Annotated in this window: 18 protein-coding genes; 6 read left to right on the forward strand and 12 right to left on the reverse strand. The window is 73.5% G+C overall.

Annotated features, from left to right (window positions below; genetic code table 11):
- Positions 1-94 precede the first annotated feature (94 nt).
- The 7 genes from ABZ990_RS12625 to rsmI all read right to left on the reverse strand — a co-directional run bounded on the left by ABZ990_RS12625 (position 95) and on the right by rsmI (position 9,993).
- Positions 95-3,550: a hypothetical protein gene (locus ABZ990_RS12625; protein ID WP_361229585.1), complete on the reverse strand. Its 3,456-nt coding sequence runs from the start codon at positions 3,548-3,550 to the stop codon at positions 95-97.
- A gap of 278 nt (positions 3,551-3,828) precedes the next feature.
- Positions 3,829-4,728: a 4-(cytidine 5'-diphospho)-2-C-methyl-D-erythritol kinase gene (locus tag ABZ990_RS12630; protein WP_361229588.1), complete on the reverse strand. Its 900-nt coding sequence runs from the start codon at positions 4,726-4,728 to the stop codon at positions 3,829-3,831.
- Positions 4,725-5,630: a 16S rRNA (adenine(1518)-N(6)/adenine(1519)-N(6))-dimethyltransferase RsmA gene (gene rsmA / locus ABZ990_RS12635; RefSeq protein WP_361229591.1), complete on the reverse strand. Its 906-nt coding sequence runs from the start codon at positions 5,628-5,630 to the stop codon at positions 4,725-4,727. Before rsmA ends, ABZ990_RS12630 begins: the two co-directional genes overlap by 4 nt.
- Before the next feature lie 512 nt (positions 5,631-6,142).
- Positions 6,143-7,291 (reverse strand): ubiquitin-like domain-containing protein, encoded by a 1,149-nt coding sequence (locus ABZ990_RS12640; protein WP_361229594.1) that lies wholly within the window; start codon positions 7,289-7,291, stop codon positions 6,143-6,145.
- Positions 7,292-7,427: 136 nt separating this feature from the next.
- Positions 7,428-8,297, reverse strand: a complete 870-nt coding sequence (locus ABZ990_RS12645) for a TatD family hydrolase (RefSeq protein ID WP_361229597.1) — start codon at positions 8,295-8,297, stop codon at positions 7,428-7,430.
- Positions 8,298-8,434: 137 nt separating this feature from the next.
- Positions 8,435-8,872 carry a hypothetical protein gene (locus tag ABZ990_RS12650; RefSeq protein ID WP_361229600.1) on the reverse strand — a complete coding sequence of 146 codons (438 nt, stop codon included), beginning with the start codon at positions 8,870-8,872 and terminating at the stop codon, positions 8,435-8,437.
- Positions 8,873-9,099: 227 nt separating this feature from the next.
- A complete protein-coding gene (gene rsmI, locus ABZ990_RS12655; protein WP_361229602.1) occupies positions 9,100-9,993 on the reverse strand; it encodes a 16S rRNA (cytidine(1402)-2'-O)-methyltransferase in 894 nt (297 codons plus the stop codon).
- Positions 9,994-10,228: 235 nt separating this feature from the next.
- Here rsmI and ABZ990_RS12660 point away from each other — a divergent pair, with 235 nt between their 5' ends.
- From ABZ990_RS12660 to ABZ990_RS12680, 5 genes are all read left to right on the forward strand, one after another.
- Complete coding sequence (locus ABZ990_RS12660) at positions 10,229-11,986, forward strand: phospholipid carrier-dependent glycosyltransferase (RefSeq protein WP_361229605.1); 1,758 nt, start codon at positions 10,229-10,231, stop codon at positions 11,984-11,986.
- 384 nt (positions 11,987-12,370) lie between these two features.
- Positions 12,371-13,933: an MFS transporter gene (locus ABZ990_RS12665; protein ID WP_361229608.1), complete on the forward strand. Its 1,563-nt coding sequence runs from the start codon at positions 12,371-12,373 to the stop codon at positions 13,931-13,933.
- 302 nt (positions 13,934-14,235) lie between these two features.
- Complete coding sequence (locus tag ABZ990_RS12670; RefSeq protein WP_361229611.1) at positions 14,236-15,903, forward strand: penicillin-binding transpeptidase domain-containing protein; 1,668 nt, start codon at positions 14,236-14,238, stop codon at positions 15,901-15,903.
- 134 nt (positions 15,904-16,037) lie between these two features.
- Entirely contained in the window at positions 16,038-16,580 is a 543-nt protein-coding gene (locus tag ABZ990_RS12675) for a YbaK/EbsC family protein (RefSeq protein ID WP_361229614.1), read from the forward strand.
- Entirely contained in the window at positions 16,577-17,467 is an 891-nt protein-coding gene (locus tag ABZ990_RS12680; protein ID WP_361229617.1) for an EamA family transporter, read from the forward strand. The genes ABZ990_RS12675 and ABZ990_RS12680 overlap by 4 nt, the downstream gene beginning before the upstream one ends.
- Before the next feature lie 89 nt (positions 17,468-17,556).
- Here the strand turns inward: ABZ990_RS12680 and ABZ990_RS12685 are convergent, their stop codons facing one another.
- The 3 genes from ABZ990_RS12685 to ABZ990_RS12695 all read right to left on the reverse strand — a co-directional run bounded on the left by ABZ990_RS12685 (position 17,557) and on the right by ABZ990_RS12695 (position 22,981).
- Positions 17,557-18,564, reverse strand: a complete 1,008-nt coding sequence (locus ABZ990_RS12685) for a formyl transferase (RefSeq protein ID WP_361229620.1) — start codon at positions 18,562-18,564, stop codon at positions 17,557-17,559.
- Positions 18,561-20,936: an FAD-dependent oxidoreductase gene (locus tag ABZ990_RS12690; protein ID WP_361229623.1), complete on the reverse strand. Its 2,376-nt coding sequence runs from the start codon at positions 20,934-20,936 to the stop codon at positions 18,561-18,563. Before ABZ990_RS12690 ends, ABZ990_RS12685 begins: the two co-directional genes overlap by 4 nt.
- A 311-nt stretch (positions 20,937-21,247) precedes the next feature.
- Positions 21,248-22,981, reverse strand: a complete 1,734-nt coding sequence (locus ABZ990_RS12695; protein WP_361229626.1) for a hypothetical protein — start codon at positions 22,979-22,981, stop codon at positions 21,248-21,250.
- Between the two features lie 255 nt (positions 22,982-23,236).
- On the opposite strand from ABZ990_RS12695, the gene ABZ990_RS12700 reads away from it, so the two are divergent.
- Positions 23,237-23,893, forward strand: a complete 657-nt coding sequence (locus ABZ990_RS12700; RefSeq protein WP_361229629.1) for a YdcF family protein — start codon at positions 23,237-23,239, stop codon at positions 23,891-23,893.
- A gap of 86 nt (positions 23,894-23,979) precedes the next feature.
- Here the strand turns inward: ABZ990_RS12700 and ABZ990_RS12705 are convergent, their stop codons facing one another.
- Both ABZ990_RS12705 and ABZ990_RS12710 read right to left on the reverse strand, forming a co-directional pair.
- Entirely contained in the window at positions 23,980-24,777 is a 798-nt protein-coding gene (locus ABZ990_RS12705; RefSeq protein WP_361229632.1) for an SDR family oxidoreductase, read from the reverse strand.
- Between the two features lie 7 nt (positions 24,778-24,784).
- On the reverse strand, positions 24,785-25,981 hold the full coding sequence (locus ABZ990_RS12710) for a serine hydrolase domain-containing protein (RefSeq protein WP_361229634.1): 1,197 nt from the start codon (positions 25,979-25,981) through the stop codon (positions 24,785-24,787).
- Positions 25,982-26,100 lie beyond the last annotated feature (119 nt).

A 26,100-nucleotide genomic window follows, 5' to 3' on the forward strand; every position in this document is an offset into this window, starting at 1 on the left:
ACTTCAACCCGACTTCAATCGATCTCAACCGGTCCCAACTGGTCTCAACCAATCTCAACCAATCTCAACCAACCTCGACCGACCTCGACCGGTCTCAGTGCCCGGCGGTGCTCTTCTCCTTCCCCTGGCTCTCACCCTTGGGCTCGGCCTTGCGCTCGTCGTCGCCGTAGGTGTCGCCGTACTCGTGGCAGTCGCCGTAGTCGTCGCCGTACTCGCAGGGCTTCTTCACCAGGACGGTGATGTGGGCCTCGGCCGGCGGGCTGGTGATCTCGTGGCCCTCCGGGTCCGTGCCGGTCGCCCGGGCCACGTTGGTGATCACGCACTCCTTGCCGTGGCCACCGCCCTTGCCGCCCTTGTCGCCCTTGGTCTCCTTGGTGCCCTTGGCTTCCTTGGCACCCTTGGCGTCCTTGCCCCGGTCGGCGCACTTGTCGAGGGATTCCTCGGTGACGGTGTACGTACCGGTGCAGGTGGTGGAGGCGCCCGGTGCGAGCGTGGTCGCCTCGCAGGTGACCTCGGAGATCAGGTCGTCACTCACCCGTACGTCCTCAAGCGGCGCGGTGCCGGAGTTGGTGACGGTGTACGCGTACTCGACCACCGAACCGACGTGGAACGGTCCGCGCGAGACGACCCGCTTGGCGACGGTGAGAGCGCCCTGACCGATCGGAACGGTGACGCTGGCCTCGCCGGGATCGCTCGTGGCGTCCTGACCGCGCGGGTCGGTGCCGGTCGCCCGGGCCACGTTGGTGATGACGCAACTGGTGGTCGCGCCGGCCGCCTTGCACGCGTCGATGTCGGCCTGGGTGATCGTGTACGTGCCCTGGCAGACGGTGGAGTCACCGGGGTCCAGGTCGATCGCGTCGCAGACGACGTGGGTGACCCGGTCGTCGCTCACCCGCACGTTGTGCAGGGGGGCGGTGCCGGTGTTGGTGACGGTGTACATGTAGTCGACCGTCGATCCGACCTGGAACGGGCCCTCCGAGACGACCTGCTTGTTCAGGGAGATGTGCGGCTCCCCGATGAGGATCTCGACGCTGGCCTGGTCGGGCTCGCTGACGACCGGGTCGCCCGACGGGTCCGTGCCGTTCGCGCGGGCCACGTTGGTCAGCATGCACGGCCGGGTGGTGCCGCACGCGTCGGCGTCGGCCTGGGTGATGGTGTGCGTACCGGTGCACTCGGTGGAGGCGCCGGGCGCCAGCGTGGTCGCCTCACAGGTGATGGAGGCGGCCTTGTCGTCGCTGACCTGCACGTTGGTCAGCTGGACGTTGCCGGTGTTGGTGACGGTGTAGCCGTAGGTGACCTCCGACCCCACCTGGTACGGGCCGGTCGACGTCACGCGCTTGTCCACCGTGATGTGCGGCTCCGGCAGGGAGATGCCGACGCTGGCCTGGTCGGGATCGCTGACGATCTCCTCGCCCTGCGGGTCGGCGCCGCCGGCCTGGGCCACGTTGGTGATCACGCAGTCCGGCTCCCCGGACTCCCGGCACTGGTCGATGTCGGCCTGGGTGATCGTGTACGAGCCGGTGCAGGTGGTGGAGGCACCCGGCGCGAGCGTCGTCGCCGCGCAGGTGACCGAGGTGACGTGGTCGTCCAGGACCTGCACATTGGTCAGGTTGGTGGTGCCGGTGTTGGTGACGGTGTAGGAGTAGTCGACTCGCGAGCCCAGCTGGTACGGGCCGGTCGACGTCACCGACTTGGCGATGGTGATGTGCGGCTGCCCGATGGGGAGGGTCACCTCGGTCTCCGGCGAGGTGATCGTGGTCCCGTCGGAGCTGCCGGTCGCCGTGGCGGTGTTGGTGACCGAGCCTTCCGTACCGTCCGCGCTGGTGATCACATAGGTGCCGGTGCAGCTGGTGCTGTCACCCGGCTCCTCCGCGGGGGCCAGCGTGGTCGACTCGCAGGTGATGCCCGTGACCTTGTCGTCGTGGACCGTGACGCCGGTCAGTTCCGTGCCGCCGGTGTTGCGGACGGTGTAGCGGTAGGTGACCGTCTGCCCGACCGAGTAGGGCCCGGGCGTCTCCACGTTCTTCTCGATCTCGATGCCGGGGGGCCGCTGGAGCGGCACCCGTTCCGAGGAGGGTGGCGACTCGACCGGTTCGCCGTCCGACGTACCCGACGCGATGGCGGTGTTGAGGATGGCGCCGGCGGCCACGTCGGCGGCGGTCACGGTGTACGTACCGGAACAGGTGATGGTCTGTCCGACCGCGAGATCCGTCGTGGGACAGACCACCGGGCTGACCTTCGGGTCGGTGACGACCAGGTCGTTGATCGGCGTCGTCCCCGAGTTGGTGACGACGAAGTCGTACGGCACCTGCGACCCCACGCCCAGGTCGCCGGGCAGCGGCAGCCTGGCCTGCTTGACGAGGTTCAGCTCGGGGAGTTCCTCGGCGCTGGTGACGACCACGTTGCGGATGAGGTGGACGTCGGTGTTCGCGCCGGTCGAGGACGCGAAGCCGAACTTGTACGTCAGCGGGAGGGGCAGCGGCGCGGGGGTGGACAGCACCTGCTGCGGACCGTTGCCGTCGTTGAAGTCCACGGACACCGTGAGCTGCGGGTTGGCCCCGGCGGTGATGTGCACGTTGATCCGGCGCCGGTCGGCCTCCAGGATCGCCGCCGCCTCGGCGGGGGTGGAGCCCGCCGGGATCTCGGTCGTCGGGCCCTGGAGCTCTCCCGGCAGGGTCGACGGCCACGGCGGGGTGGTCGTGGTGTTGTTCGTCGTCGCGGTCATGAAGCAGTAGCCGATGCCACCGTTGCCCGGACCACGCAGGGTGATCATGTTGGGGGCCGGCGGCGGCCACGCCTCGAAGGTGGGCGAGCGCTGCGCGCAGCCGTTGCCGCGCGCCTCTCCGTCGCCGAAGTAGTTGCCGTAGACGTCGAGACCGACGCCGAGGTAGCCGTGGTCGACGCCCGGCTGCATGGGAAGCGACGGGTTGTTGCCCTCGCGGAGCTGGGCGTAGCCGAGGCTGCCGCCGAAGGCCCCGGGGTGGGTCAGCGAGGCGGCGCCGTCGACCAGGAAGAAGGAGATCCCGTCGGCGGGGCGGACCGGGGTCGTGCTGCCGTACTGGTACTGGTCGAAGGAGACGTCCAGACCGTGCCCGGCGGGGATGGCGTGGTTGTAGAGGACGGCCGCGCTCTGGAAGTGGCTGGCGTCCGTCAGCCGGAGGAAGCCGTCGGGTGCCGCGTTGTTCGGCGGCACCGGCCCCACCGCCGTGACCATGCACCCGCCCAGCGGGTGGCCGCTGGACGGCGGCGCGCCGGCGGTCGGCGCGCCGGTGAGACACGCGGGCCCCACGCCGGTGAACTCCGGAGCCTCGGTCCCGGTGAACGTCTCGTTGAGCAGCGGCGAGCCGCCGGCCCGCGGCTTCGGCTGGGGCTTGGGCTCGGCGCCCGCCCTCGGCTTCGGCTGGGGCTTCGGCTCGGCGCCAGCGGTGCCGCTCAGCGCGAGGGGCGCTCCCGCGCCGACCACGAGGGCCAGGGCCAACGCGGCGAAGCGGGAGGCGCGCCCGGGCGGCGTGGGCCGGCCGGGCGCGGAAGGGGGTCGTCTTTTCCTCATACACCGCATCAGACAGTCACGACATAAATGTGACTACCTGACAAAGTGCCACGTACCCCCAAAGACTGCCGCATTGGAGCCGAGTGCCGTAACGCTCATCCGCGGGGCAGGGTGGCGGGGAGTTTCTGAGGGGGCGTGACCCGACCGCCGGAGGGAGCGGAGGAGGCATCCGACGGACCGTGACCTCGACGCCGGGGTCGGGGGCCGGGGGGCCAGGGGCCCGTACCCCCGACTGCCGGGAAGGGGCCCGGAAGCCCCCGCCCGACCATCAGTGAGTTCTAGAGGACGGTGGCTCCGGTGGCCGGGGAGGTCGCCACCCGTGCCGTACGGCAGGTGCCCGAGGCGATCAGCGCGTCGGCGACCACGGCGGCGGCGTCCGCGTCCTTCACCAGGAACGCGGTGGTCGGCCCCGAACCGGACACCAGCGACGCCAGGGCGCCCGCCTCGGTGCCGGCCGCGAGGGTCGCGGCGAGCGAGGGGCGCAGCGACAGGGCGGCGGGCTGGAGGTCGTTGGCGAGAGCGCCCGCGAGCGCGGCGGTGTCGCCGGTGCGCAGCGCGTCGAGCAGGACCGCCGAGGCGGCCGGCTCCGGCACGTCGACGCCCTCGGTGAGGCGGTCGAACTCGCCGTACACCGCCGGGGTGGACAGACCGCCGTCGGCGACCGCGAACACCCAGTGGAAGTCGCCGCCGACCGGAAGTTCCGTCAGCCGCTCGCCCCGCCCGACGCCGAGCGCCGCGCCGCCGACCAGACTGAACGGCACGTCACTGCCCAGCTCCGCGCAGATCTCCAGCAGCTCGGCGCGCGGCGTGGACAGACCCCACAGGGCGTCACACGCGAGCAGCGCGCCCGCGCCGTCGGCGCTGCCGCCGGCCATGCCGCCGGCGACCGGGATGTCCTTCGCGATGTGCAGCCGTACGTCGGGGGAGATCCCGTGGCGGGCGGCGAGCAGCTCGGCGGCCCGCGCGGCCAGGTTCGTACGGTCCAGCGGCACCTTGTCGGCGTCGGGGCCGGTACAGGTGACCGTCAGCGTGTCGGCGGGCGTCGCCGTCACCTCGTCGTACAGGGAGACGGCGAGAAAGACATTGGCGAGGTCGTGGAACCCGTCGGGGCGCGCGGCGCCGACCGCGAGCTGGACATTGACCTTGGCCGGGACCCGTACGGTGACGCCGCCGCTCATGCCGTGGCTTCCTTCTCCCGCATCTCCTGCGCGGGCTTGTTCTCGGCGATCCGGGCGAACTCCTCGACCGTCAGCGCCTCGCCCCGCGCCTGCGGCGAGATCCCGGCCGCGACCAGGGCCTCCTCGGCGGCGGCGGGCGATCCCGCCCAGGTCGCGAGCGCGGCCCGGAGCGTCTTGCGGCGCTGCGCGAACGCGGCGTCGACGACGGCGAAGACCTCGCGCTTCGAGGCGGTGGTGGCGACCGGCTCGGTGCGCCGCACCAGGGAGACCAGACCCGAGTCGACGTTGGGCGCGGGCCAGAAGACGTTACGGCCGATGGAACCGGCCCGCTTGACCTCCGCGTACCAGTTGGCCTTCACCGACGGCACGCCGTACACCTTGTTGCCGGGCTTCGCGGCCAGCCGGTCGGCGACCTCGGCCTGGACCATGACGAGGGTGCGCTCGATGGTCGGGAACCGGTCCAGCATGTGCAGCAGGACCGGCACGGCGACGTTGTACGGCAGGTTGGCCACGAGCGCGGTCGGCGCGGGCCCGGGCAGCTCGCGGACCAGCATCGCGTCGGAGTGGACCAGCGCGAAACGGTCCTTGCGCTCCGGCATGCGCGCCGCGATCGTGGCGGGCAGCGCGGCGGCGAGGATGTCGTCGATCTCGACGGCCGTCACCCGGTCCGCGGCCTCCAGCAGCGCGAGGGTGAGGGAGCCGAGCCCGGGGCCCACCTCCACCACCACGTCGTCGGGCCGCACCTCTGCCGTGCGGACGATCCGCCGCACGGTGTTGGCGTCGATGACGAAGTTCTGGCCCTTCTGCTTCGTGGGCCGGACGCCGAGGGCGGCGGCCAGCTCACGGATGTCGGCGGGGCCGAGGAGGGCGTCGGGGCTGTCGGGGCCGGTGGTGGTGCTCACCGGTACAGCGTAGGGCCTGTCGGCACGGACCCGCGGCGCGGAGCCCACGAGGACGGGCAGGACCCCCGAGATCGCCCTTCTTTCCTCCCCCTCTTTCTCTCTCCCCACCCCTCCCCCCACCCCTCTCCCTCCAGCGAACGGAACCCACCACGTCCACCCCCACCCACCCCTCCCCCACAGCCGGAGGCGGACCACCTCCCACCCCACTCAAGCGGACGGGGTGCGGGGTGGTGCGCCACGACGCGGACGGGAGCGGGGGCCGGGAAGGGGGTCGTGTTCGAAACGTAAAGCGTGATTTGTGGCGCGGAAGAAGGGCGCTTCACGCACAAGCAAGGGCTCCGCGCCGTAAATCATGCAGTGCAGAACGCGACCCCCGGACCGGCCCACGCGCACCCACCACAACCCACGCGCGCCACCCCGCAACCCCGAACGCGCCCCGCACCACCACGCCACGCCACGCCCACCCGCACCACGCGACGCCCACCCCCACCGCAGCGCGCAGCGCCCCGCGCCTACCCGAACAGCCGCGACCCGCAATGCGGCCACGGCGCCGCCCCCCTGCTCACGTACAACCGCTTCGCCCGGTACGTCTGCTCCGCCGCCGGCGCGTTCTGCGCCACCCCCGACCCCCCGAGCGCCCGCCACGTCCCCGCGTCGAACTGGTACAGCCCCCCGTACGTCCCGGACGGATCCACCGCGTCGGCCCGCCCTCCCGACTCGCACGCGGCGAGCGCGCCCCAGTTCAGCCCGTCCGCTCCGGCGACGGAGCCGGGCAGCGGGCGGGTGCCGACGCGGATCCGTTCGGTGACGGGTTCGCGGACGGTCTCCTCGCCGGTGGGGCGGGGTTTCTCCCGGACGCCGTTGACGGTGCGCACGGCGTACGTGACCCGGCGTACGCCCGGCACGCCCTGGCGTTCGACGACTTCGGTCCCGGCGAAGAGCGCGGGGTCGCGGGTCCGTTCGACGGCGAACGGCACGGGTTCCTCGCGGATCTCCTCGCGGCCGGTGATCCGCAGGACGCTGACGGTCTGGCCGTCGCGGGGGAAGGAGCCGGGCGGTACGGAGGTGGTGTCGTGGCCGGTGAGGACGATGCCGGCTTCGTCGACGGCTTCGCGGACGGTGGCCGCGTTGGTGCGGATGGTCCGCTCGCGGCCGTCCGCGAGGAAGGTGACGGTGCGCTCGGTGCGGACGTCGAGCGCGAGGCCGCGGCGGGAGATGGGCGCGGAGCGGGACACGGACAGGTAGGCGCCTTCGGCGCGGACGCCGAGCTGGCGCAGGGCGCCGTCGACGGTAGGGGCGGTGGTCCACACCTGGCGGCGCTGCCCGTCGAGGGTGAGGGCGACGGGGCGGCCGTAGCGGACGGCGACCTCGTCGCCGTCAAAGAGGGCGGCGCCGGGCGCGGGGGCGACGATGTCGTGCGCGCCGGCACTGAGGCCCTGTTCGGCGAGGAGTTCGCCGATGTCGCCGGCGAAGGTGTGCAGGGTGCGCGGGACGCCGTCGACGGAGAGATGCACGGTCTTGTCGTGGGCGACGAAGGCGCTGGTGCCGCCGGCGAGGCAGGCGACGACGAGGGCCTGGGGGACGGCCCGGCGCAGTCCGTCGGCGGCGGGCGGGGGCGCCTTGCGGCGGCGGCCGGTGCCCGCGCCGGATCGAGTGCTCACGAGGCCGGGACCCTAGCCCCGGGGCCGGTCGCGCTCGATGACGGCGCGGCTACTCCACGCGATCGTTATGCGGTGGTGATGTGAGCCGGCGTCACCGGGGCCCGGTGAGCGCCCGGCGGCATCACCGCCGGACCCGTCAGTAGTCGAACGCGCGCGCCGTGTTCACCGCGAGCGCCTCCGCCAGCTCCTCCTCCGCGATCCCGCGCACCGCCGCCATCGCCCGGACGGTCACCGGGATCAGGTACGGGGCGTTCGGGCGGCCCCGGTAGGGCGCGGGGGTCAGGAAGGGGGCGTCGGTCTCGACGAGGACGCGGTCCAGCGGGGCGACGGCGAGGGCGTCGCGCAGCGGCTGGGCGTTCTTGAAGGTGACGTTGCCGGCGAACGACATGTAGTAGCCCTTCGCCGCGCAGATCTCCGCCATCTCGGCGTCGCCGGAGTAGCAGTGGAAGACGGTCCGCTCGGGCGCGCCCTCCTCGTCGAGGACGCGCAGCACGTCGGCGTGGGCCTCGCGGTCGTGGATGACCAGCGCCTTGCCCTGCCGCTTCGCGATCTCGATGTGGGCGCGGAAGGAACGCTCCTGCGCGGCCATGCCCTCGGGGCCCGTACGGAAGTAGTCGAGTCCGGTCTCGCCGACGGCCCGCACGTACGGGAGAGCGGCCAGCCGCTCGATCTCCGTGAGCGCGTCGTCCAGGGCGGCGTCGCCGCCCGCCTCGCGGGCCCCCTGACGCGACCATCCGTCCGGGTCTCCCAGGACGATCCGGGGGGCCTCGTTGGGGTGCAGGGCGACGGCGGCGTACACGTTCTCGTACGCGGCGGCGGTCTCGGCGGCCCACTGCGAGCCCTTGATGTCGCAGCCGACCTGGACGACGGTCGTGACGCCGACGGCGGCGGCCTTGGTCAGGGCCTCCTCGACGGTGCCGGACTGCATGTCGAGGTGGGTGTGCGAGTCCGCGACGGGGACGAGAAGGGGCTCGGGCAGGGGAGGCGGGGCGTCCTTGGCGGTCATGGGGTGATCGTAAGTGAGGACGTACCCCCGACCCCCTGTCCCCCGATCCCGCTCGTTCCCGCACGCACCGCCCCACGCCCCTCCCGCTCGAACGGGGAGAGAGGGGCGAGGGAGGTGGCGGGCCGGAACGAGGGGGGTTACCGGCGGGACCGGAAGGGGTGGAGCAGGTCGGACAGGTGCCAGTGGTGCGGCACCGGCGGGCGGTCGGCGCCCGCCGTGGTGTCCGTGTCGTCCTCGGTCAGTTCCTGTCCGATGGGGCCGGCCGGACCCACCGGGCGGGTGGCGTGCGCGCCGCGGTGGTGGCGCTCACGCGGGGCCATCAGGTCGAGGACCGAGGACACCTGCCCCGAGCGCATGATGCGCACGACGTGGCTTCCGCAGTTCATGCAGGTCGGCTTCGAAAGCGGGGAAGGAACCCGCTCTCCGTCGGCCTTGTAGACGACATACGCGTGTCCGCGGGCGTCGACGTGGTGCTCGATGACGTACGCCTGCTCCCATCCGTAACCACATCGCATGCAGGCGAAGGCGTATGCCTCGTGGGCGACGGGCGTTCCGGTGCCGGTGATCTCACTCATTCCAGCTCCTCTCCACTGATCCAGTGGACGCCTTTTCGAGTCGGAACGCATCAGCGCCGGAACAACCATGGACGCGCTTTGGCGTTTCCTTGCCAAAAGGCCCCTCGCCCGGCCTATCCGCCGGGGTACCGCTTTGCTTTTCAGGTTAGCCCTTTACCGTCCTCGGGGCCGGTAGCGGACGGTCAGCCGCGGTCGCCTCCCGTGGTCGCCTCCCGTGGCGGGGCGTTCTACGCGTCGGTGTTCTTCCCGGCGCCGCTCTTCCCCGCGCCACTCTTCGCGTCGGCGTTCTTCGCGGCGACGACGGCGTCGAAGACCTCGCGCTTGGGCAGGCCCGCCTCGGCGGCCACCGCCGCGATGGCCTCCTTGCGGCGCTCGCCCGCCTCCTCGCGCACCCGCACCCGGCGCACCAGCTCGTCGGCGTCCAGCTCGGCCGGGGCGGCTTCCGGGGCGCCCTCGACGACGACGGTGATCTCGCCCCGTACGCCGTCCTTCGCCCAGACGGCCAGCTCGCCCAGCGGGCCGCGCTTGACCTCCTCGTACGTCTTGGTCAGCTCACGGCAGACGGCCGCCCGCCGGTCGGCGCCGAAGACCTCGGCCATCGCGTCGAGGGTGTCGTCGAGGCGGTGCGGGGCCTCGAAGTAGACGAGGGTGCGGCGCTCGGCGGCGACCTCACGGAGTCGGGACAGCCGCTCGCCCGCCTTGCGGGGCAGGAAGCCCTCGAAGCAGAAACGGTCCACGGGCAGCCCGGACAGCGCGAGCGCCGTGAGCACGGCGGACGGGCCGGGGACGGCGGTGACCTTGATGTCCTGCTCGACGGCGGCCGCGACCAGGCGGTAGCCGGGGTCGGACACGGACGGCATCCCGGCGTCCGTGACGAGGAGCACCCGGGCCCCGCCGGCCAGCGCCTCGACGAGTTCGGGCGTACGAGCCGACTCGTTGCCCTCGAAGTACGACACGACACGGCCCTCGGTGTGCACGCCGAGCGCCCGGGTCAGGCCGCGCAGCCTGCGGGTGTCCTCGGCGGCCACGATGTCCGCGCGCGCCAGCTCGGTGGCGAGACGGGGCGGGGCGTCCGCGATGTCGCCGATGGGGGTCCCTGCGAGTACGAGCGTTCCAGTCACACGGGCCATCCTCCCAGCCCGGGCCCCGTTCCTCCCAGTCCGGGCGGCGGCCGGGCCGGTCCGGGCGCGGTCCGGGCGCTTCACGGGCCGGTCCGGGAGCCGCCGCCGGCCCGGCCCGCGCGCCGCCGCCAAGCCGCATCGGACGGCCTCGCCAAGCCGCACCGGACGGCCCCACGCTGGATCCGGCTCGTCCGGACAGGCGACCTGGCCGAGGCGCGTTCCCTACGATGGCGCGATGACCAGTACCGCGCCCGAGGCCCCGGAGGGTCCGCACCCCATGGCACCGACCGTGGCCGAGCCCTCTTCGTGGGCACACCGGCTGCGGCGCTTCGGCTACCGGCCGCCCGCGACCGGCCCGCTCGCCCTCGGCCTGCGGGAACGCCTCGTCCCGCCGTACACCCGCCCCTCGCCCCGCCTGTGGGAGACGATCGGGGTCTCCCCGGCCGGCGCCGAGCGGATCGTGCGGCTGTCCGCCTGGGGCGGGCCGCTGCTCGTGGCGCTGGTCGCCGGCGTGCTGCGGTTCTGGAACCTGGGCAAGCCGCACGCGGTGATATTCGACGAGACGTACTACGCCAAGGACTCCTGGGCCCTGATCAACCAGGGCTACGAGGGCGCCTGGCCGAAGGACATCGACAAGACGATCCTCACCGACCCCGGCTCGGTGCTCGTGCCGACCGACCCCGGGTACGTGGTCCACCCGCCCGTCGGGAAGTGGGTGATCGGCCTCGGCGAGAAGCTGTTCGGCTTCGAGCCCTTCGGCTGGCGCTTCATGGTGGCACTGCTCGGCACCCTGTCCGTGCTGATGCTGTGCCGGATCGGCCGCCGCCTGTTCCGCTCCACCTTCCTCGGCTGTCTGGCGGGTCTGCTGCTCGCGGTGGACGGCCTGCACTTCGTGATGAGCCGCACCGCGCTGCTCGACCTGGTGCTGATGTTCTTCGTGCTCGCCGCCTTCGGCGCGCTGGTGATCGACCGGGACCGGGCCCGCGCCCGGCTCGCCGGGGCGCTGCCGGCCGGCGAGGACGGTCTGCTGCGGCCCGACGACACGGTGGCCCGGACGCTGAACCTCGGCTGGCGGCCGTGGCGGCTCGCCGCCGGTGTGCTGCTCGGCCTGGCCGCCGGCACCAAGTGGAACGGCCTGTACGTCATGGTCGCGTTCGGCCTGATGACGGTGGTGTGGGACGTGGGCGCGCGCCGGACGGCCGGCGCGGTCCGCCCGTACGCGACGGTCGCCCGGCGCGATCTCGTCCCGGCGTTCGTGTCGGTGGTGCCGGTCGCGATCGCCACCTATGTGGCGTCCTGGACCGGCTGGCTGGCCACCGACAACGGCTACTTCCGGCACTGGGCCAAGCAGCAGGACCTGACCACCGGCGGCGGGGGCACGTGGGGCTGGCTGCCGGAGTGGCTGCGCAGCCTGTGGCACTACGAGACCGAGGTCTACGCGTTCCACGTGGGCCTGCACGAGCCGCACACGTACCAGTCCAACCCGTGGAGCTGGATCGTCCTCGGCCGTCCCGTCTCGTACTTCTACGAGTCCCCCGCCCCCGGCGTCAACGGCTGCCCCGCCGACGCGGGCGAGAAGTGCGCGCAGGAGGTACTGGCCCTCGGTACACCGCTCTTGTGGTGGGCGGCCTGCTTCGCGATCCTGTACGTGCTGTGGCGCTGGGTCTTCCGCCGCGACTGGCGCGCGGGCGCCATCGCCTGCGGCATCGCGGCCGGCTGGCTGCCCTGGTTCCTTTATCAGGAACGCACCATTTTCCTTTTCTACGCGGTGCTGTTCGTGCCGTTCCTGTGTCTCGCGGTGGCGATGATGATCGGTGCGATCGTGGGTCCGCCGGGTTCCTCGGAAAGGCGCCGGACTTTCGGTGTGGTGGGCGCGGGCGTACTCGTTCTGCTCATCGTCTGGAATTTCATCTATTTCTGGCCGCTGTATACCGGGACGCCGATTCCGCTGGACGCGTGGCGGCACCGGATGTGGCTCGACACCTGGGTCTAGCGGGGCGGAAGGCGAAAAACGAAAGAGGGCGCGGCCGTTCGGCCGTGCCCTCTTTCACGTCGGTGGCCGCTGCCGATCGTTGTCTGTCATTGCCGGTCGTTGGGAGTCGACTTCGGTCGACTTCTGTCGGCTTCTGTCGCCGTCGATGGTGGCCGGTGATGGTGGCCGGTGATGGCCGACGACGGTGGCACCCGGCCCGTCCTGAGCGCGACACGCGGGTGAACACCGGCCGCCGGGCGGAGCGGCTACCGCCCGGATCCCGGCCCCGGTTCTAGGGTGCTCGCGTCGGCGACGGACCCTACGACCGCACGGGGAACCGGTTCTCATGACGCACACCCACCCGCTGACCCACACCCACCCGCACTGCCGTCCCGGGGCGACCCCGTGAGCGCGGGCGGCGGCACCGGCTCCCCCGCCGGCTCCCGCACGGGCGCCCCGGCGGACGCGCCCGCAGCGGCCGGGGTGCTGGCGGCGACCTGCGTCTCCACGTTCGTCGTGAACGCGAACACCTCCGCCGTCAGCATCCTGCTGCCCGCCATCAGCGAGGACACCGGCGCGTCCCTGGCCACCCTCCAGTGGGCCGTGACCGGCTACGCGCTGGTCGGCGCGGCCGTGATCGTCACCTCGGGCGCCCTCGGCGACATCTTCGGCCGCCGCCGGGTCTTCCTCGGCGGTCTGCTGCTGTTCGTGGCCTCGTGCGTACTGATCGCCCTGAGCGGCAGCGGCGCGATGGTGATCGCGGGCCGGGCGATCCAGGGCGCGGCCGGCTCGACGATCCTGGCCTGCGGGCTCAGCCTGCTGTCGGCGGCCGCCTCGGGCGACGCGCAGCTGCGGGCGGTGTCCCTGTGGGGCGCGGCCTCGGCCGCCGGGGCCGCCGCCGGGCCGCTGCTCGGCGGTGTGCTGGTCGACGTCACCGGCTGGCAGGGCCTGTTCTGGATCGACGCGGTCATCGCCGCCGCCTGCGTCCCGCTGACCCTCCGTACGGTCCCGGAGTCCCGCGACCCCGCGCGGCCCCGCTCCGTCGACCTCGCGGGCACGGCGCTGATCGCCGCCGTCCTCGTCCCGTTCGTCTTCGCGGTGACCGAGGGCGCGAACTGGGGCTGGCTCAGCGCCCCGACCCTGGTGTGCCTCGTCGTCTCGGCCGTGGCCCTCGCCGGTTTCGCGTTCGTCGAGAAACGCGTCCGCGCCCCGCTGATCGACCTGGCGCTGCTCCGTAACCGGATCCTGGTCGGTTCGAGCGTCGCCATCCTGGTGGTGGCCGGCTGCCTCAACGCGATCATGTACATCTGCAGCCTGTACTTCCAGAACCCCGACGGGCTGGGCATGAGCCCGCTGAAGGCGGGCGTGGCGACGCTCCCCGCCGCGGTGGGCATCGTGGTGACCGCACCCCTGATCACCCGGTTCGTCGACCGGCTCGGCGCCCGGACGGTCATCGCCGGCGGGTTCGGGATCGCGACGGCCGCGTTCTCCGTCTTCGCCTTCACCGACGCGTCCTGGGGGTACGCCACCTTCGTCGTCCCCCTGGTCGTCCTCGCCGTCGGACTGGGGCTCGCCAACGGCCCCGCCTCCTCGGTCGCCACCGCCTGCGTGACGAAGGACCAGGTCGGCGCCGCCTCCGGGATCTCCAACATGGGCCGCTACATCGGCTCGGCGGTCCTGACCGCCGTCACCGCCGCCCTCTTCAGCGCGGTCTACACCCGCCACCACTCCGGCCCGTCGGCCACGGCGGACGCCCTCGCCGCCGGCTTCTCCCGGTCGTCCATCGGCCTCGCCCTGTTCTGCGCGTTCGGGATCGCCCTGGCCCTCCTGGTCGGCCGGTTCCGCAAGGCGGGCCCGGCCACGACCGCCGACTACGCCACCGCGGCCGCCGCCCACGCGCACACCCTCCCGCTCAGGCCCGCCCGCGCGGCGGATGCGTCGGACCGGCCGCACGGCACGTCCGCCTGAGCCACGGCAGCAACCGCGCGCCCGAGCCGCTGCGGCCCGGAGCCCAGGGGGAGGCCGGGGCTCAGGAGGCCGTTCCGGGGCCTTGGAACCGGGGTTCCGGGGCCTCGAAACCGGAGCCCGGCACGATCGCGTTCCCGTAACGATCACCACCCCCGCCCCGCCGTGTCGGAGCGTGCTCGTAGGGTGACGGCGGGGTGGAATCCGGCCGGTTCGGCCGGATGACGGCCCGAAGGCCCCGCGCGAGGCCCTGAAGGCCGCGCCCGGGGCCGTGTCCAAGGCCATACCTGGGGAGGGAGCGCGTCATGCGCAGTGGGGCCAAGGTCTCGATCGTCGGCGGGGTGTTCCTCGTCGTGGCGAGCGGGGTGGGGTACGGGGGCTACAACCTCTGGAACACGATGACGGGCGGGGGCTCCGACACGGTCTCCACCGCGTCCGAGGCCGGGGACGGTGCGGGGCCGAAGAAGACGGGGCCGGTCACCCGCGAGGAGGTCGCCGAGGTCTCGAAGGACTTCCTCGCGGCCTGGGCCGGCGGGGAAGCCGACCAGGCGGCCCATCTGACGAACAATCCGGGCGCGGCCGGTCCCGCGCTGAGCGGCTTCCAGGAGAACGCCAAGGTCTCCGCCGCGAAGATCACCCCCGGCCCGGCGGACGGGGCGACGGTGCCGTTCACGGTGAAGGCGACCGTCACCTACGGGGGCGTCAGCAAGGATCTGACGTACGACTCCGAGCTCACCGTGGTGCGCGGGATCACCACGGGGCGGGCGCTGGTCGACTGGTTCCCGACCGTGCTGCACCCGAAGCTGACGACGGCTTCGGCGAGCCTGCGCACGGGCGAGTCGAAGACCGGCGCGATCCAGGCCGTCGACTACCAGGGGCGGGTGCTGACGGCGGAGAAGTACCCGTCGCTCGGGCCCGTCCTCGCCCAGTTGCGCGAGCGGTTCGGCTCCACGACGGGCGGGAAGCCGGGCGTCGAACTCGTCGTCGACTCGGGCGACCCGAACGTGCCGGACACCACGCTGCTCACGCTCTCCAAGGGCAAGGAGGGCAGGCTCCAGACGACCATCGACGCCGATGTGCAGGCGGCGGCCGAGCGCGAGGTACAGCGCTACCCCGAGGCGTCGGTGGTGGCGATCAAGCCGTCGACCGGTGCGGTACGGGCCGTCGCCAACAACCCGGCGACGGAGTTCAACGCGGCCTTCATGGGCCGCAAGATGCCCGGCTCCACGCTGAAGATCGTGACGGCGGCGCTGCTCCTGGAGAAGGGCCTGGTGAGCGCGGACCAGGCGGCGGAGTGTCCGAGCGAGGCCATGTACTACGGCCGGACCATCCCGAACCTCAACCGTTTCTCACTGAGCAACGCGCCCTTCAAGGAGAGCTTCGCGCGCTCCTGCAACACCGCCTTCATCAAGAAGATCGACGACGTGAAGGCGATCGACGGCGACGACTTCGCGCTGGGGCGGGAGGCCAAGGAGGTCTTCGGCATCGGCCTGGAGTGGAAGACCGGCATCGGCTCCTTCGACGGCTCGATCCCCGAGGCGACCGGCGGCGGCGCCGCCGAGCAGTACATCGGCCAGGGCACCGTCCAGATGAACCCGCTGAACATCGCCTCCATCACCGCCACCGCGAAGGCCGGCGTCTTCAAGCAGCCGTATCTGGTGCCGAGTTCGGTCGACGGGCGCCCCTTCGCCACCGCCCAGCGGCCGCTGTCGCCGTCGGCGGCCCGGCAGTTGCGGGACATGATGCGGCTCACGGCGACGGCCGGTTACGGCACGGGCACCCGGACGATGGCCTCGGTCAGCGGCGACAAGGGCGCCAAGACCGGTTCGGCCGAGGCCGACGGGCAGGCGACGTCGGACTCCTGGTTCACGGCCTTCGCGGACGACCTCGCGGCGGCAGCCTTCGTCCAGAGCGGCGGGCACGGCGGCGACGCGGCGGGTCCGCTGGTAGCCCAGGTCCTCAACGCACGCTAGGAGCAGAAAAACAGCGGAGATCCCCGGTCCCGGTCCCGGCCCTGATCCCGGTCCCGCCCCCTCGTCGTCCCAGGGGGCGGGACCGGGGTCGAAAACCGTCGCATGCCCTGTGCACGTACCGCTAGCGTGCGGCCATGACGACACCCGACTCCCCCGACGCCACTTCCGCTTCCTCCGCCGCCGGATCCCCGTCCGCCGGATCCGCCGAGGCCCACCCCCGGTTCGCCGCCGCGCTCGCGGAACTGGGCCTCGACGTCGAGGTACGGCGTTTCCCCGACGCGACCCGGACCGCCCAGCAGGCCGCCGACGCCATCGGCTGCCACGCCTCCGAGATCGTGAAGTCGCTGATCTTCGCGGCCGACGGGGAGCCGGTGCTCGTCCTCATGGACGGCGCGTCCCGGGTCGACGTGGAGCGGGTCCGGGCCGAGCTGGGCGCGACGGCCGTGACCCGGGCGGACGCGACCGTGGTCCGGGAGACGACGGGGTACGCGATCGGCGGCGTCCCGCCCTTCGGCCACCGCACCCGCACCCGGGTCCTCGCCGACCGGGGACTGCTCGACCACGCGGTGGTCTGGGCGGCGGCGGGCACCCCGCACACCGTGTTCGCGCTGGACCCGAAGTCGCTGATCGCCCACGCGGGCGGCACCCTGGTGGACGTCCGCGAGCGCACGGCGTGACACCGCTGGTCGTGGCGGCGGTGCTGGCCGCCGCCGTGACGCACGCGAGCTGGAACGCGATCGCCGCGCGCATCCGCGAGCAACTGTTCTCGTTCACCCTGATCGCCGGCGGCGGCGCGCTGATCGGCGCGGTCACCGCCTGTTTCGTCCCCTTCCCGGCGGCGGGCGCCTGGCCGTACCTCCTCGTCTCCGCCGCCCTGCACATCGGCTACTACGCCCTGTTGATGCGGTGCTTCACGCTCGGCGACTTCGGCCAGGTGTACCCGGTCGCGCGCGGCACCGCGCCGCTGGTGGTGACGCTGTTCGCCGCGCTGTTCGTCGGCGAGATCCCGGACCCGGGCCAGCTCGCGGGCGTCGCGGTCGCCTGCGCGGGGCTGACCGGGCTCGCCCTGTGGGGCATCCGGGGCAAGAGCGGCCCGGGCGACCCGGGCGCGGGGCCCGACGGGGCGCGGGCCCGGGCCGACTGGCCTGCACTGATCGCGGCGGGCGCGACGGGCCTCGCGATCGCCGCGTACACCGTCGTCGACGGCCTCGGGGTGCGCGCGGCGGGCAGCCCGCTCGGCTACATCGCCTGGCTGATGCTCGTCCAGGGCCTGGTCATCCCGGCCTACGCCCTGGCGCGCCACCGCTCCGGGCTCTGGCCAGCCCTGCGCCCCGACGCCGTACGCGGGCTGCTGGCCGCCCTGCTGTCCGTCGCCGCGTACGCGCTCGTCCTGTGGGCCCAGACCCGCGCCCCGCTCGCGCCGGTGGCCGCGCTGCGCGAGTCGTCCATCATCGTCGGCGCGGCCATCGGCGCGGTCCTCTTCAAGGAACGCTTCGGCGGCCCGCGCATCGCCGCCGCCGGACTCATGGTGGTGGGCATCGGGCTGATGCTGTACGCGAGTTGAGCACGGGGGCGGCCGCAATGGGGCGCCCGCGAGGGTGCGTACCGGCCCCGGGTCGGGAACGGCCCGGGGCCGGGGGGAACGGCCCGGGCTCAGGCACCGCCCCCGTCGCGGAACGCCGACCGGACCGGGACCCGGTGGTGTCCCGCCCGGCGGCGCAGCCAGAGCAGCAGCTCCGCGCCGGGCGTACGGTCCCGGTGCCGGTAGGTGGTGCCCCGGTCGGGCTGCGGTACGGCGGCCAGGGGCGTGCCCTGCTCGTACGCCAGCGCCAGTTCGACCAGCCGGAGCGCGGCCAGTTGTCCGGCGCGCGCGGAGAGGCGTTCGTCGGTGTCGCGCGGCCGGGTCTCGGGCCGCACCCGGGCGAGCACCGGACCCGTGTCGAGGGCCGGGTCCACGACGTGGAGGGTGGCGCCGACGCGTTCCCAGTCGCCCGCCTTGTAGGCGAAGTAGTAGCCGTGGTTGCCCCGGTACTCGGGCAGCCAGCCGCCGTGCAGATTGACGATGATCCCGGGGGTCGAGGCGAGCAGCCGACGGCCGAGGATCATCGTGCCGCAGACCACGGTGAGTTCGGGCGCCAGCTCCGCGACCAGCGCGCGGGCCTCCGGGTCGTTGACGGACTCGACGGTGTGGCTGGGGCTCTCGACGGCCGGCAGCCCCTCCGCGAGCCGGTCGAAGAACCGGGCCCGGCGGCTCGAACGCCCGGTGAGACGGCTGCGCCACTCCTGATAGCGGCGGGCCGCGAGATCGTAGTAGCGGCGTTTGCGCAGTTGCCGCCGCCGCTGCGCGCCGCCCGGCTCCACGAGGGTCGCCACCAGGTCGAGCCGGGCGGCGAGCAGGCTGCGCAGATACCGGTGGAGCGGGTCGTCCGAGCAGAGCAGCACCACCCGCAGCCGGGTGCCGGCGCCGCCCGGGGCGGGGACGGCCCGGTGGTATTCCAGAGTGGCGGGGCCGGTCTCGTGGCCGTGGTCGGGGTCCGCGTCGGGGTCCGTATCGGGGTCGAACTCGGGGTCGTGGTCAGAGTTGCGGTCGGAGGTGCGGTCGGGGGTGCGGTCGGGGTCGAACCGGGGTGCCGCGCCGGGTCGTTCGTTGGTGGACGTCACTGACTGGCCTGCCTCTCGCGCGGGTCCGGGGCCGGCGGGCCGAGCACCCGGTGGCCTCGGTCCGGGTGGTAGAACGTGTGCATCGGGTGGTACCGGCCGCGCAGCGCGCTCAGCACCGCCTCGGCGATCACCGGCGCCTGGGCGAACCCGCCGGTGTTGTGCCCGCCCGTCAGGACCAGCACCCCGTCCTCGGCGGGGGCGAGGTCGAACAGGCCCAGGTTCGACGCGGTCCACGGCCGTACACAGTGTTTACGGGACTTCATCAGGCCCTCCTCGCCGCCCGCCGCCTCGTACGCCGCCGGGAACAGCCGGCGCGCGGTGTCGGCGAGCGCGGCCTGCACCAGGTCCAGATGCCGTGCGTCGATGTTGTCCGGGTCGCCGCCCGTCCAGCCGTAGCCGGAGCCGACGATGAGCACCCGGTCGCCGGTCTCGTCGCGGCCGAGGGTGACATTGGCGTCCTCGGTGAGATGGCCGCGCCGGCCCACCTTCAGCGAGTGCGCGAGCCCCGGGGCGAGGTCGGGCAGCGAGGCCCAGCAGCCGAGCACCCCCTGGACCTGCCCGAGCGCGCCCGCGTCCCGGGTCAGCGTTCCGCCCGTGACCCCCGGGGACACCACGTAGTGGGTGGCCCGGTGCACCCCGTACGGGGTGAGCACCCCGCTGACCTCACCGTGCCGGGTGCGCAGGATCCGGTCGGCCCGGCGGCCGAAGTGCAGCCGCGCGCCGCCCGCTTCGAGCGAGGTCAACAGGGCCGACATGAAGTCGTGCACGGTCACGGTGAACCCGCGGACCATGATGCCGCCCGCGTACGCGTCCGGCACCGCCCCGGCGAGCGCGGGGAACCGTTCGCGGACCTCGTCGGGGCCGTAGCGGGCGAGGGTCGCCCCCACCTCGTCCTGCCGCCGTACGGACTCCTCCAGATGGGCGGGGTCCTCGTACAGCCGCAGGATGCCGTGGCTCAGCCGTACGTCCGCGAACAGGTCCGGCCGGGTCTCCATCCACCGCTGCCACAGGCGTTCGCTGCGGCGGTTGAGGGCGAAGATGTCCTCGTTGTAGGTACGGGCGAGCCACGGGGGCACGCTCTTGAAGTCGCGTACCCACGCCGTTTCGGCGTCGGCGCGGGCGGCGGCTCCGGGGGAATGCGCGGCGGGGGCGGCGGCGGACGGGGCGGTGGCGGACGGGGTGGCCTCGACGTGGGTCGGGCCGGGCCGGTTCGCTCCGGGACGGGCCGCTTCCTGGCGGAGGGTGTCGATACGGACCGGGTCGGGACGGGGTCCGCCGGGCCGCGCGGCGGGGTCCGCCGGCTCGTCCGGATGGCGGCGGACGTCCCAGCCGCAGTCGTCGGGGGTCCGGTCGAAGACGAACGGACTGACCCTGTCGGACGGGGACTTCGCGTGATAGTCGTCCATCTCGGTGAGCGTGAACATCCGCGCGTTGCCGCCGCCCCGGGAGGTCCCGTACAGCTGCCAGGGCGCGCCCGCGCGCGGATCGGGTCCGGCGTCGACGATCGCCACCTCGTAACCGGCGCTCTGGAGCCGCTGCGCGGTGACCAGGTTGACGATGCCCGCGCCGACCAGCAGAACCGATTCCGGACCGGCGGGCGCGGGAGTGCGGGCGTGGGTGCGGGCGGGGAGGGGGGTACGGCTGTGAGCGCGGCTATGGGAACGGCTGTGGTTCGGAGAGGGGCCGGGGTGGGGCGGGGGCCCCGGTGGTCCGGCCTTCCTGACCTGTCGCTGGAGAAAGCGCTCGGCCGCGCCCAACGCCCTGACCAGCGTCTCTTCGGTGATCCCGGGGAGCGGCGGGCCGGCAGTCGCGTGGGGGCCGCACTCGGGGGACCGGCCGGGGATTGCCTCGGGGAATCCCTGAGGGGTTGCCTCGGGGGCCACCTCGGGGACTGCCCCAGGGGTTCTCTCGGGGCTTGCCTCGGGGATCGCCTCGGGGATCGCCTCGGGGATCGCCGCGGAGGCTTCCTCGGGGGTTCTCTCGGAGATCCGCGCGCCGGTCGCGTCGAGGATCGGGGCGCCCGTCGCGTCGGGCAGCGGCGCTCCGGCCGGGGCGCCGGTCCCGGCGGGGACCGGCGGGGCGGCGACGGTGATCGCGGGGACGCCGGGCGCCGCCGTCTCCCGTCCGGTCAGATCCCGCGCCGGGCCGCACCGGACGACCACGACGGGGTCGTCCGGCATCGCCCGCCGCCATTCCCGCAGCGGCAGAGGGCCGAGCGCGCGGTCGGTGACGACGGCGTTCGGGCGTACCGCGCACAGTGCGTCCGCCAGGGTGACGTCGTCGGCCGCGCCCAGCTCCGGCCGGTAGAGCACCGGTCCGCCCAGAACGCCCTCCGGCGACTCGGCGGCCGGGCAGATGATGAGAAAACGCATGGTGACCCGTCCCATCGAACGTAGTGCCGACAGTCCTCGTGGTCTTGCCCGTGCGGGAAGGGACTGTAGTCACGCGTGAGGCGGGGGGACAAGACCGCTTCCGGTTGCCCCCACGCGCCCACGTGCGGGAATGCGTACACGAATCCGTGGGTGGATCCGTGCGCGGACCCGGGCGTACCTCGGTGTGCGGATCCGTGTGTGTCCGCGCGCCGCGTACCGTGTCCGCGTACCGCGTACCGCGTACCGCGTACCTCTTCCCGCTTCCCCGTGGACCGTCGGCGTCCGGCGCCGGTGCCCGGCGCCGGAAGACCTCAGCGCCGGGGGGCGGGCCGGATCAGTCCGGCCTCGGTCCAGGCGTCGTGCCAGGCGGCCATCCGTACCCCGGCCTCCAGCGGGGTGTCGGCGGCGACGGCGAGCATGCCCCAGCGGCCCGGGATCGAGCTGATGACCTCCGACCAGGGCGGCCGGTCCTCGCCGTGGGCGCGCAGGGCCGCCAGGTCCAGGACGGGGTTGACCACCTGGGTGACGGCGCAGCCGGGCCCGCCCCGTTCGAGCGTCCGGTCCCGGAACAGGCGCAGGTACTCGGCGCCGTGGGAGGAGAGGTTGGGGTCCTGGAGGACCACCTGGGTCTCGTCCCCGAAGCGGCCGCCGAGCCGTCCGACGGCGAAGTCGAATCCGGCCGTGACCAGGCTCAGTCCGTGTCCGTCGAACCCGTCGCGCAGTTCGGCGAGGGCATCGCGGACGGAGCGGTACGCGGCGGTGGACAGACCGAGCTGCCGCGCGTGCTCCTCCTCGAAGTACACGTTGCCCTGCCAGGAGGTGCCGTTCGTCAGCTGGAGGGTCAGTCCGGGGGCGAGATGACCGTCCCTGACGTGCCCGGACGGCGAGAGGAACACCCCGGGCGCGAGCGGCGATTCGAGGTAGTCGACATGGGCCTCCAGGACGAAGGTCTCCTGGGCCCGCCACACCCGTTCCGCCTGCCGGGAGAGCGTCTCGGGGTCGGTGAGGTCGAGACCGGCGACGATCCGCGCGCCGGCGCCGCCGCCGGACGGTTTCAGACAGCCCCGTACGATCCCGTACCGCTCGGCGAGCAGCCGGCCGGCCGCGACCAGTTCGTCCCGGACGGTGGCGGTGTCCGGGGTCCGCCCGTCGACGGCGTATCCGGGCACGACCGGGCAGGTGACCCCGAGCCGGCGGCCGAGCGGCGCCACGGCCGCCTCGGCCCGCATGATCTCGTGCGGGGCGAGACCGGCCACGGACAGGGCTGCCGCGTCGGGGACCGACGGGTGCAGCGGGGCCTTGGTGTTCCAGTAGCTGCCCACCTCGTGGCTGTTCGCGTCGGTCAGCAGGGCCGGGACGCCGGCGGCGCGCTTGAGGTAGAGCAGGAAGATCTGGATCTCCAGGTCGACGGCGTACAGCCGGACCAGGGTCTCCGGCCGCTTCCGTACGGCATCGATCAGCCGCGCGAGAGCCGGGGCCCGTTCGCCCTCGGTGGCCGCGAGCCGCAGCAGCGCGTGCGACAGGTAGTAGTACTCGATCCCGGGGACCTCCACGGCCTCGACCCCGTCCGTCGCGGCGGCGAGCCGGGCGGCCTCCCGCCACGGCCGGGTCCGGCCCACGACCAGGTCGCCGGGCCCGGCGAGGCTGACCGCCCGGGTCTCGACATAGGTGGCGACGTCGTCGGCGACCCGCCCGTTGGCGGTGTCGTCGAGATCGGCCTCCAGCGAGTTCAGCATCGGGGTCGCGGAGTGCAGTACGAGGGAACGGACCGGCGAGCCGTCCGACACGTACGGCCGCAGCTCGCGCCCGGTGGCGGCCGGCACCTCCTCGGGGCCGATGCCGAGAAGCGCACGGCAGATGCCGTCGATCTCGTCCGTGTCCAGCCGGGACGGGCCCTCGTAGAAGCCCTTCCAGGTCACCTCGCCGACTCCGGGCACCACGACGTCCCAGGTCCCGGGGAACTCCGGTTCGGGCGGTCCAGCAGGCTGAACCGGCTGGACCGGGCTCTCGGCCCCGCTGTGCTCCGGCACTTCGACCGCGCTCACGTACTACACCTGCCCGTCTTGGTCACTGTCATGCCCTGGCGTACCTTCCCCATGCCCACGCCCCCGCACCATGACCCGCCCGGCCGCCCCCGCCCGGCCCACCCGATTCACCCGAACCGCTTGTCGGGAGTGATGCGGCCGATGTGATGAGGCCGCCCCGTCTCCCTTCCGGCGCGGGCACCCCGGGCCTGGCACTGGCACTGTGGTGGACTCGGACACCGGCAAGGGCAAGGGCAAGGGCAAGGAGGCGACGCGGTGATCTCCGCACAGGACCGGGCCGACGCGCGACTGCTGTGGGACTTCCAGCGCATGGGGCACACGCCCCGGCCCTGCTCGGTCGGCATCGGGCTCGGCAGCCACGACCTGGGGGTGGCGGAGGTGACCGCCGGGCTGTACCGGCGCGGTCTGCTGCCGCTCGTCGTCTTCACCGGCGCCACCAGCCGCACCACGGCGGAGCGGATGCCGCGCGGCGAGGCCGAGCACTACCGGGAGCGGGCGCTGGAGCTGGGCGTGCCCGCGGCGGCGGTGCTGGTGGAGCCCCGGGCGCGGAACACCGGCGAGAACATCCGCTTCTCGCGCGCGCTGCTCGCCGAGCGGGGCATCGAGGTGTCGTCGGTCCTGCTGGTGAGCAAGCCGTACGAGGAACGCCGGGCCTACGCCACGGCCCGCCGGCTCTGGCCCGGGGTCGAGGTGGTCAGCGCCTCGTCGCCCCTGGCCTTCGACGCGTACACCGACTCGATCGGGGATCCCCGGCTCGTCCTCGACATGCTCGTCGGCGCGGTCCAGCGCCTCATGGTCTATCCCGCGCGCGGTTTCATGATCGAGCAGGAGATCCCCGGCCCGGTCGCCGCCGCGTACGAGCGGCTGCGGGCCGGGGGCTTCACCGGCCGGCTCGTGCCGGACGCGTCGTGACGCCCACGTTGTGACGTCCGGCTCGTGACGTCCGCGCCGACCGGTGCCTGACGCGTCGGCCGGCGGCCTGCCGGGGATCCTGCCGGTCAGTCCTCGGAGCCGAGAATCTCGGAGAAGCGGGTCGGGACGGCGAGCAGACCGCCGTCCACGCGCAGCGTGATGCCCGTGATCCAGGACGCGTCGGCCGAGGCCAGGAACGCGACGGCCGCCGCGATGTCCTCCGGCGTACCGACCCGGCCCAGCGGGTAGACGCGCTCGCCGAGACGCGCGAGGTCCTTCTCGCGGCCGGCCCAGGCGGGGGTGGCGATGGTGCCCGGGTTGATCGTGTTGACGCGGACCCCGCGCGACGCCGCGTCGCCCGCGAGCGTACGGGTGAGGGAGCCGAGGCCCGCCTTCGCGGCGCTGTAGGCGTGGCTGCCGAAGTCGGCCTCGGCGTTGACCGAGCCGATCGTGACGATCGCCCCGCGCCCGCCCGCCGCCTCCAGCAGCGGCAGCGCGGCCCGCGCGCAGCGGAACGCCCCCATGAACGTCACCTCGAACTGCCGCCGGAAGCTCTCCTCCGGCTCGTCCTCGAAGCGCTCGGTGTCGGCCGGGTTGTGCGCGAAGGCGTTGTTGACGAGGACGTCCAGGCCGCCGAAGGACTCGGCGGCGTACGCGACCGCCGCGTCCACCGACGCCTGGTCGCCGACGTCGCAGCGCAGGGCGAGCGCGCCCGGGATGTCCTCGGCGGTGCGCCGGGCGCCGTCCTCGTCGATGTCGGTGACGAGGACCCGGGCGCCCTCGCTCGCGAGCCTGCGGGCGGTGGCCGCCCCGATCCCTCGGGCGGCGCCGGTGACCAGCGCCGCGTGACCTTCGAACCGCTCGCGTATCAGTGACGGTGTCATGCGGCGATCACAGCACCGAACGCACCGCCCGCACCAGAGCCTGGGCACGCGGATCGGCCGTGACCGTCTTGCGCATGCCGTTGGTGACATAGCCGAACGCGACCCCCGTCTCGGGGTCGGCGAAGCCGAGCGAGCCGCCCCGGCCGGGGTGGCCGAAGGAACCGGCGCCGAGGAACGGCGCGGCGGCGCCGTGCAGCATGTAGCCGAGACCGAAGCGGGTACCGACGACCAGCACCCGGTCGGGGCCCGCCGACTCCTCCGTACGCGCCAGGGCGAGGGTCTCCGGGTCGAGCAGACGGGCGCCGCCGCCGTCGACCGGGCCGAGCGTGGCGGCGTAGAAACGGGCCAGCGCGCGGGCCGTGGCGACGCCGGCCGAGCCGGGCAGCTCGGCGGCCAGATACGCCGGGTCGTTCTCGTCGGGACGGGTCTCGATGACGTCGAAGGCCCGGCGGGTCAGCGACTCGGGGTCGCCGTACGCGGCGGTGACGGCCGGCTTGGGCCGGATCTTGAGCGCCGGGCTGTCGGCCGGTTCGGTCTCCGGGGCCACACCGACCCGGCCGACCCGGTGGGTCTGCTCCGGGGGCAGCCCTATCCACAGCTCCAGGCCGAGCGGGTCGGCGATCTCCTCGGCGACCCAGCGGCCGATGGTGCGGCCGGTGACCTGGTGGACCAGGCCGGACAGCAGCCAGCTGAAGGTGTGGGCGTGGTAGCCGTGCGCCGTGCCCGGCTCCCAGACGGGGGCCTGCGCGGCGATCGCGCGCGTGGAGGCGCCGAGGTCGATCGCCTCGGCGAGGGACAGCCGGCGGTCGAGGACCGGCACGCCCGCGCGGTGCGCGAGCATCTGCCGTACGGTCACCCGGTCCTTGCCCGCCGCCTTGAAGTCCGGCCAGTACGCGGCGACCGGGGCGTCCAGGTCGAGCAGACCGCGCTGGTGGAGCAGCAGGGGGACGGCGGCGGCGACACCCTTGGTCGCGGAACGGACGACCTGCGCGGTGTCCGCCGTCCAGGGGGTGGGGTCGGCGGTGCCGCTGTTACTGGTGTTGCCGCTGTCGGCGTTCTTGGCGCCCGCCCACAGGTCGACGACCTTGGTGCCGTCGCGGTAGACGGAGACGGCCGCGCCCGCCTCGCCCCGCTGCTCGAAGTTGCGCCGGAACGCATCCCTGACCGGCTCGAAGCCCGCCGCCACCGTGCCCTGGACGTCCATCCGGCCCACGCTTCCTCTCGTCCGTACGACCCTCCATGGTGCAACGGAGTGGGCCGTCCGCCGAATTCCGGGCCCTGGGGACGGGAGGTCGGGAGGTCACGGAGGCCGGGGGTACGGAG

Source organism: Streptomyces sp. NPDC046203 (genome assembly GCF_040646255.1).
Classification (GTDB): Bacteria; Actinomycetota; Actinomycetes; order Streptomycetales; family Streptomycetaceae; genus Streptomyces.

Coding starts and splice junctions, on each gene's coding strand:
- ABZ990_RS12625 (WP_361229585.1), bottom strand. CDS start 3,550: ATGAGGAAAAGACGACCCCCTTCCGCGCCCGGCCGGCCCACGCCGCCC.
- ABZ990_RS12630 (WP_361229588.1), bottom strand. CDS start 4,728: ATGAGCGGCGGCGTCACCGTACGGGTCCCGGCCAAGGTCAATGTCCAG.
- ABZ990_RS12645 (WP_361229597.1), bottom strand. CDS start 8,297: ATGACCGCCAAGGACGCCCCGCCTCCCCTGCCCGAGCCCCTTCTCGTC.
- ABZ990_RS12650 (WP_361229600.1), bottom strand. CDS start 8,872: ATGAGTGAGATCACCGGCACCGGAACGCCCGTCGCCCACGAGGCATAC.
- ABZ990_RS12660 (WP_361229605.1), top strand. CDS start 10,229: ATGACCAGTACCGCGCCCGAGGCCCCGGAGGGTCCGCACCCCATGGCA.
- ABZ990_RS12670 (WP_361229611.1), top strand. CDS start 14,236: ATGCGCAGTGGGGCCAAGGTCTCGATCGTCGGCGGGGTGTTCCTCGTC.
- ABZ990_RS12675 (WP_361229614.1), top strand. CDS start 16,038: ATGACGACACCCGACTCCCCCGACGCCACTTCCGCTTCCTCCGCCGCC.
- ABZ990_RS12690 (WP_361229623.1), bottom strand. CDS start 20,936: ATGCGTTTTCTCATCATCTGCCCGGCCGCCGAGTCGCCGGAGGGCGTT.
- ABZ990_RS12705 (WP_361229632.1), bottom strand. CDS start 24,777: ATGACACCGTCACTGATACGCGAGCGGTTCGAAGGTCACGCGGCGCTG.
- ABZ990_RS12710 (WP_361229634.1), bottom strand. CDS start 25,981: ATGGACGTCCAGGGCACGGTGGCGGCGGGCTTCGAGCCGGTCAGGGAT.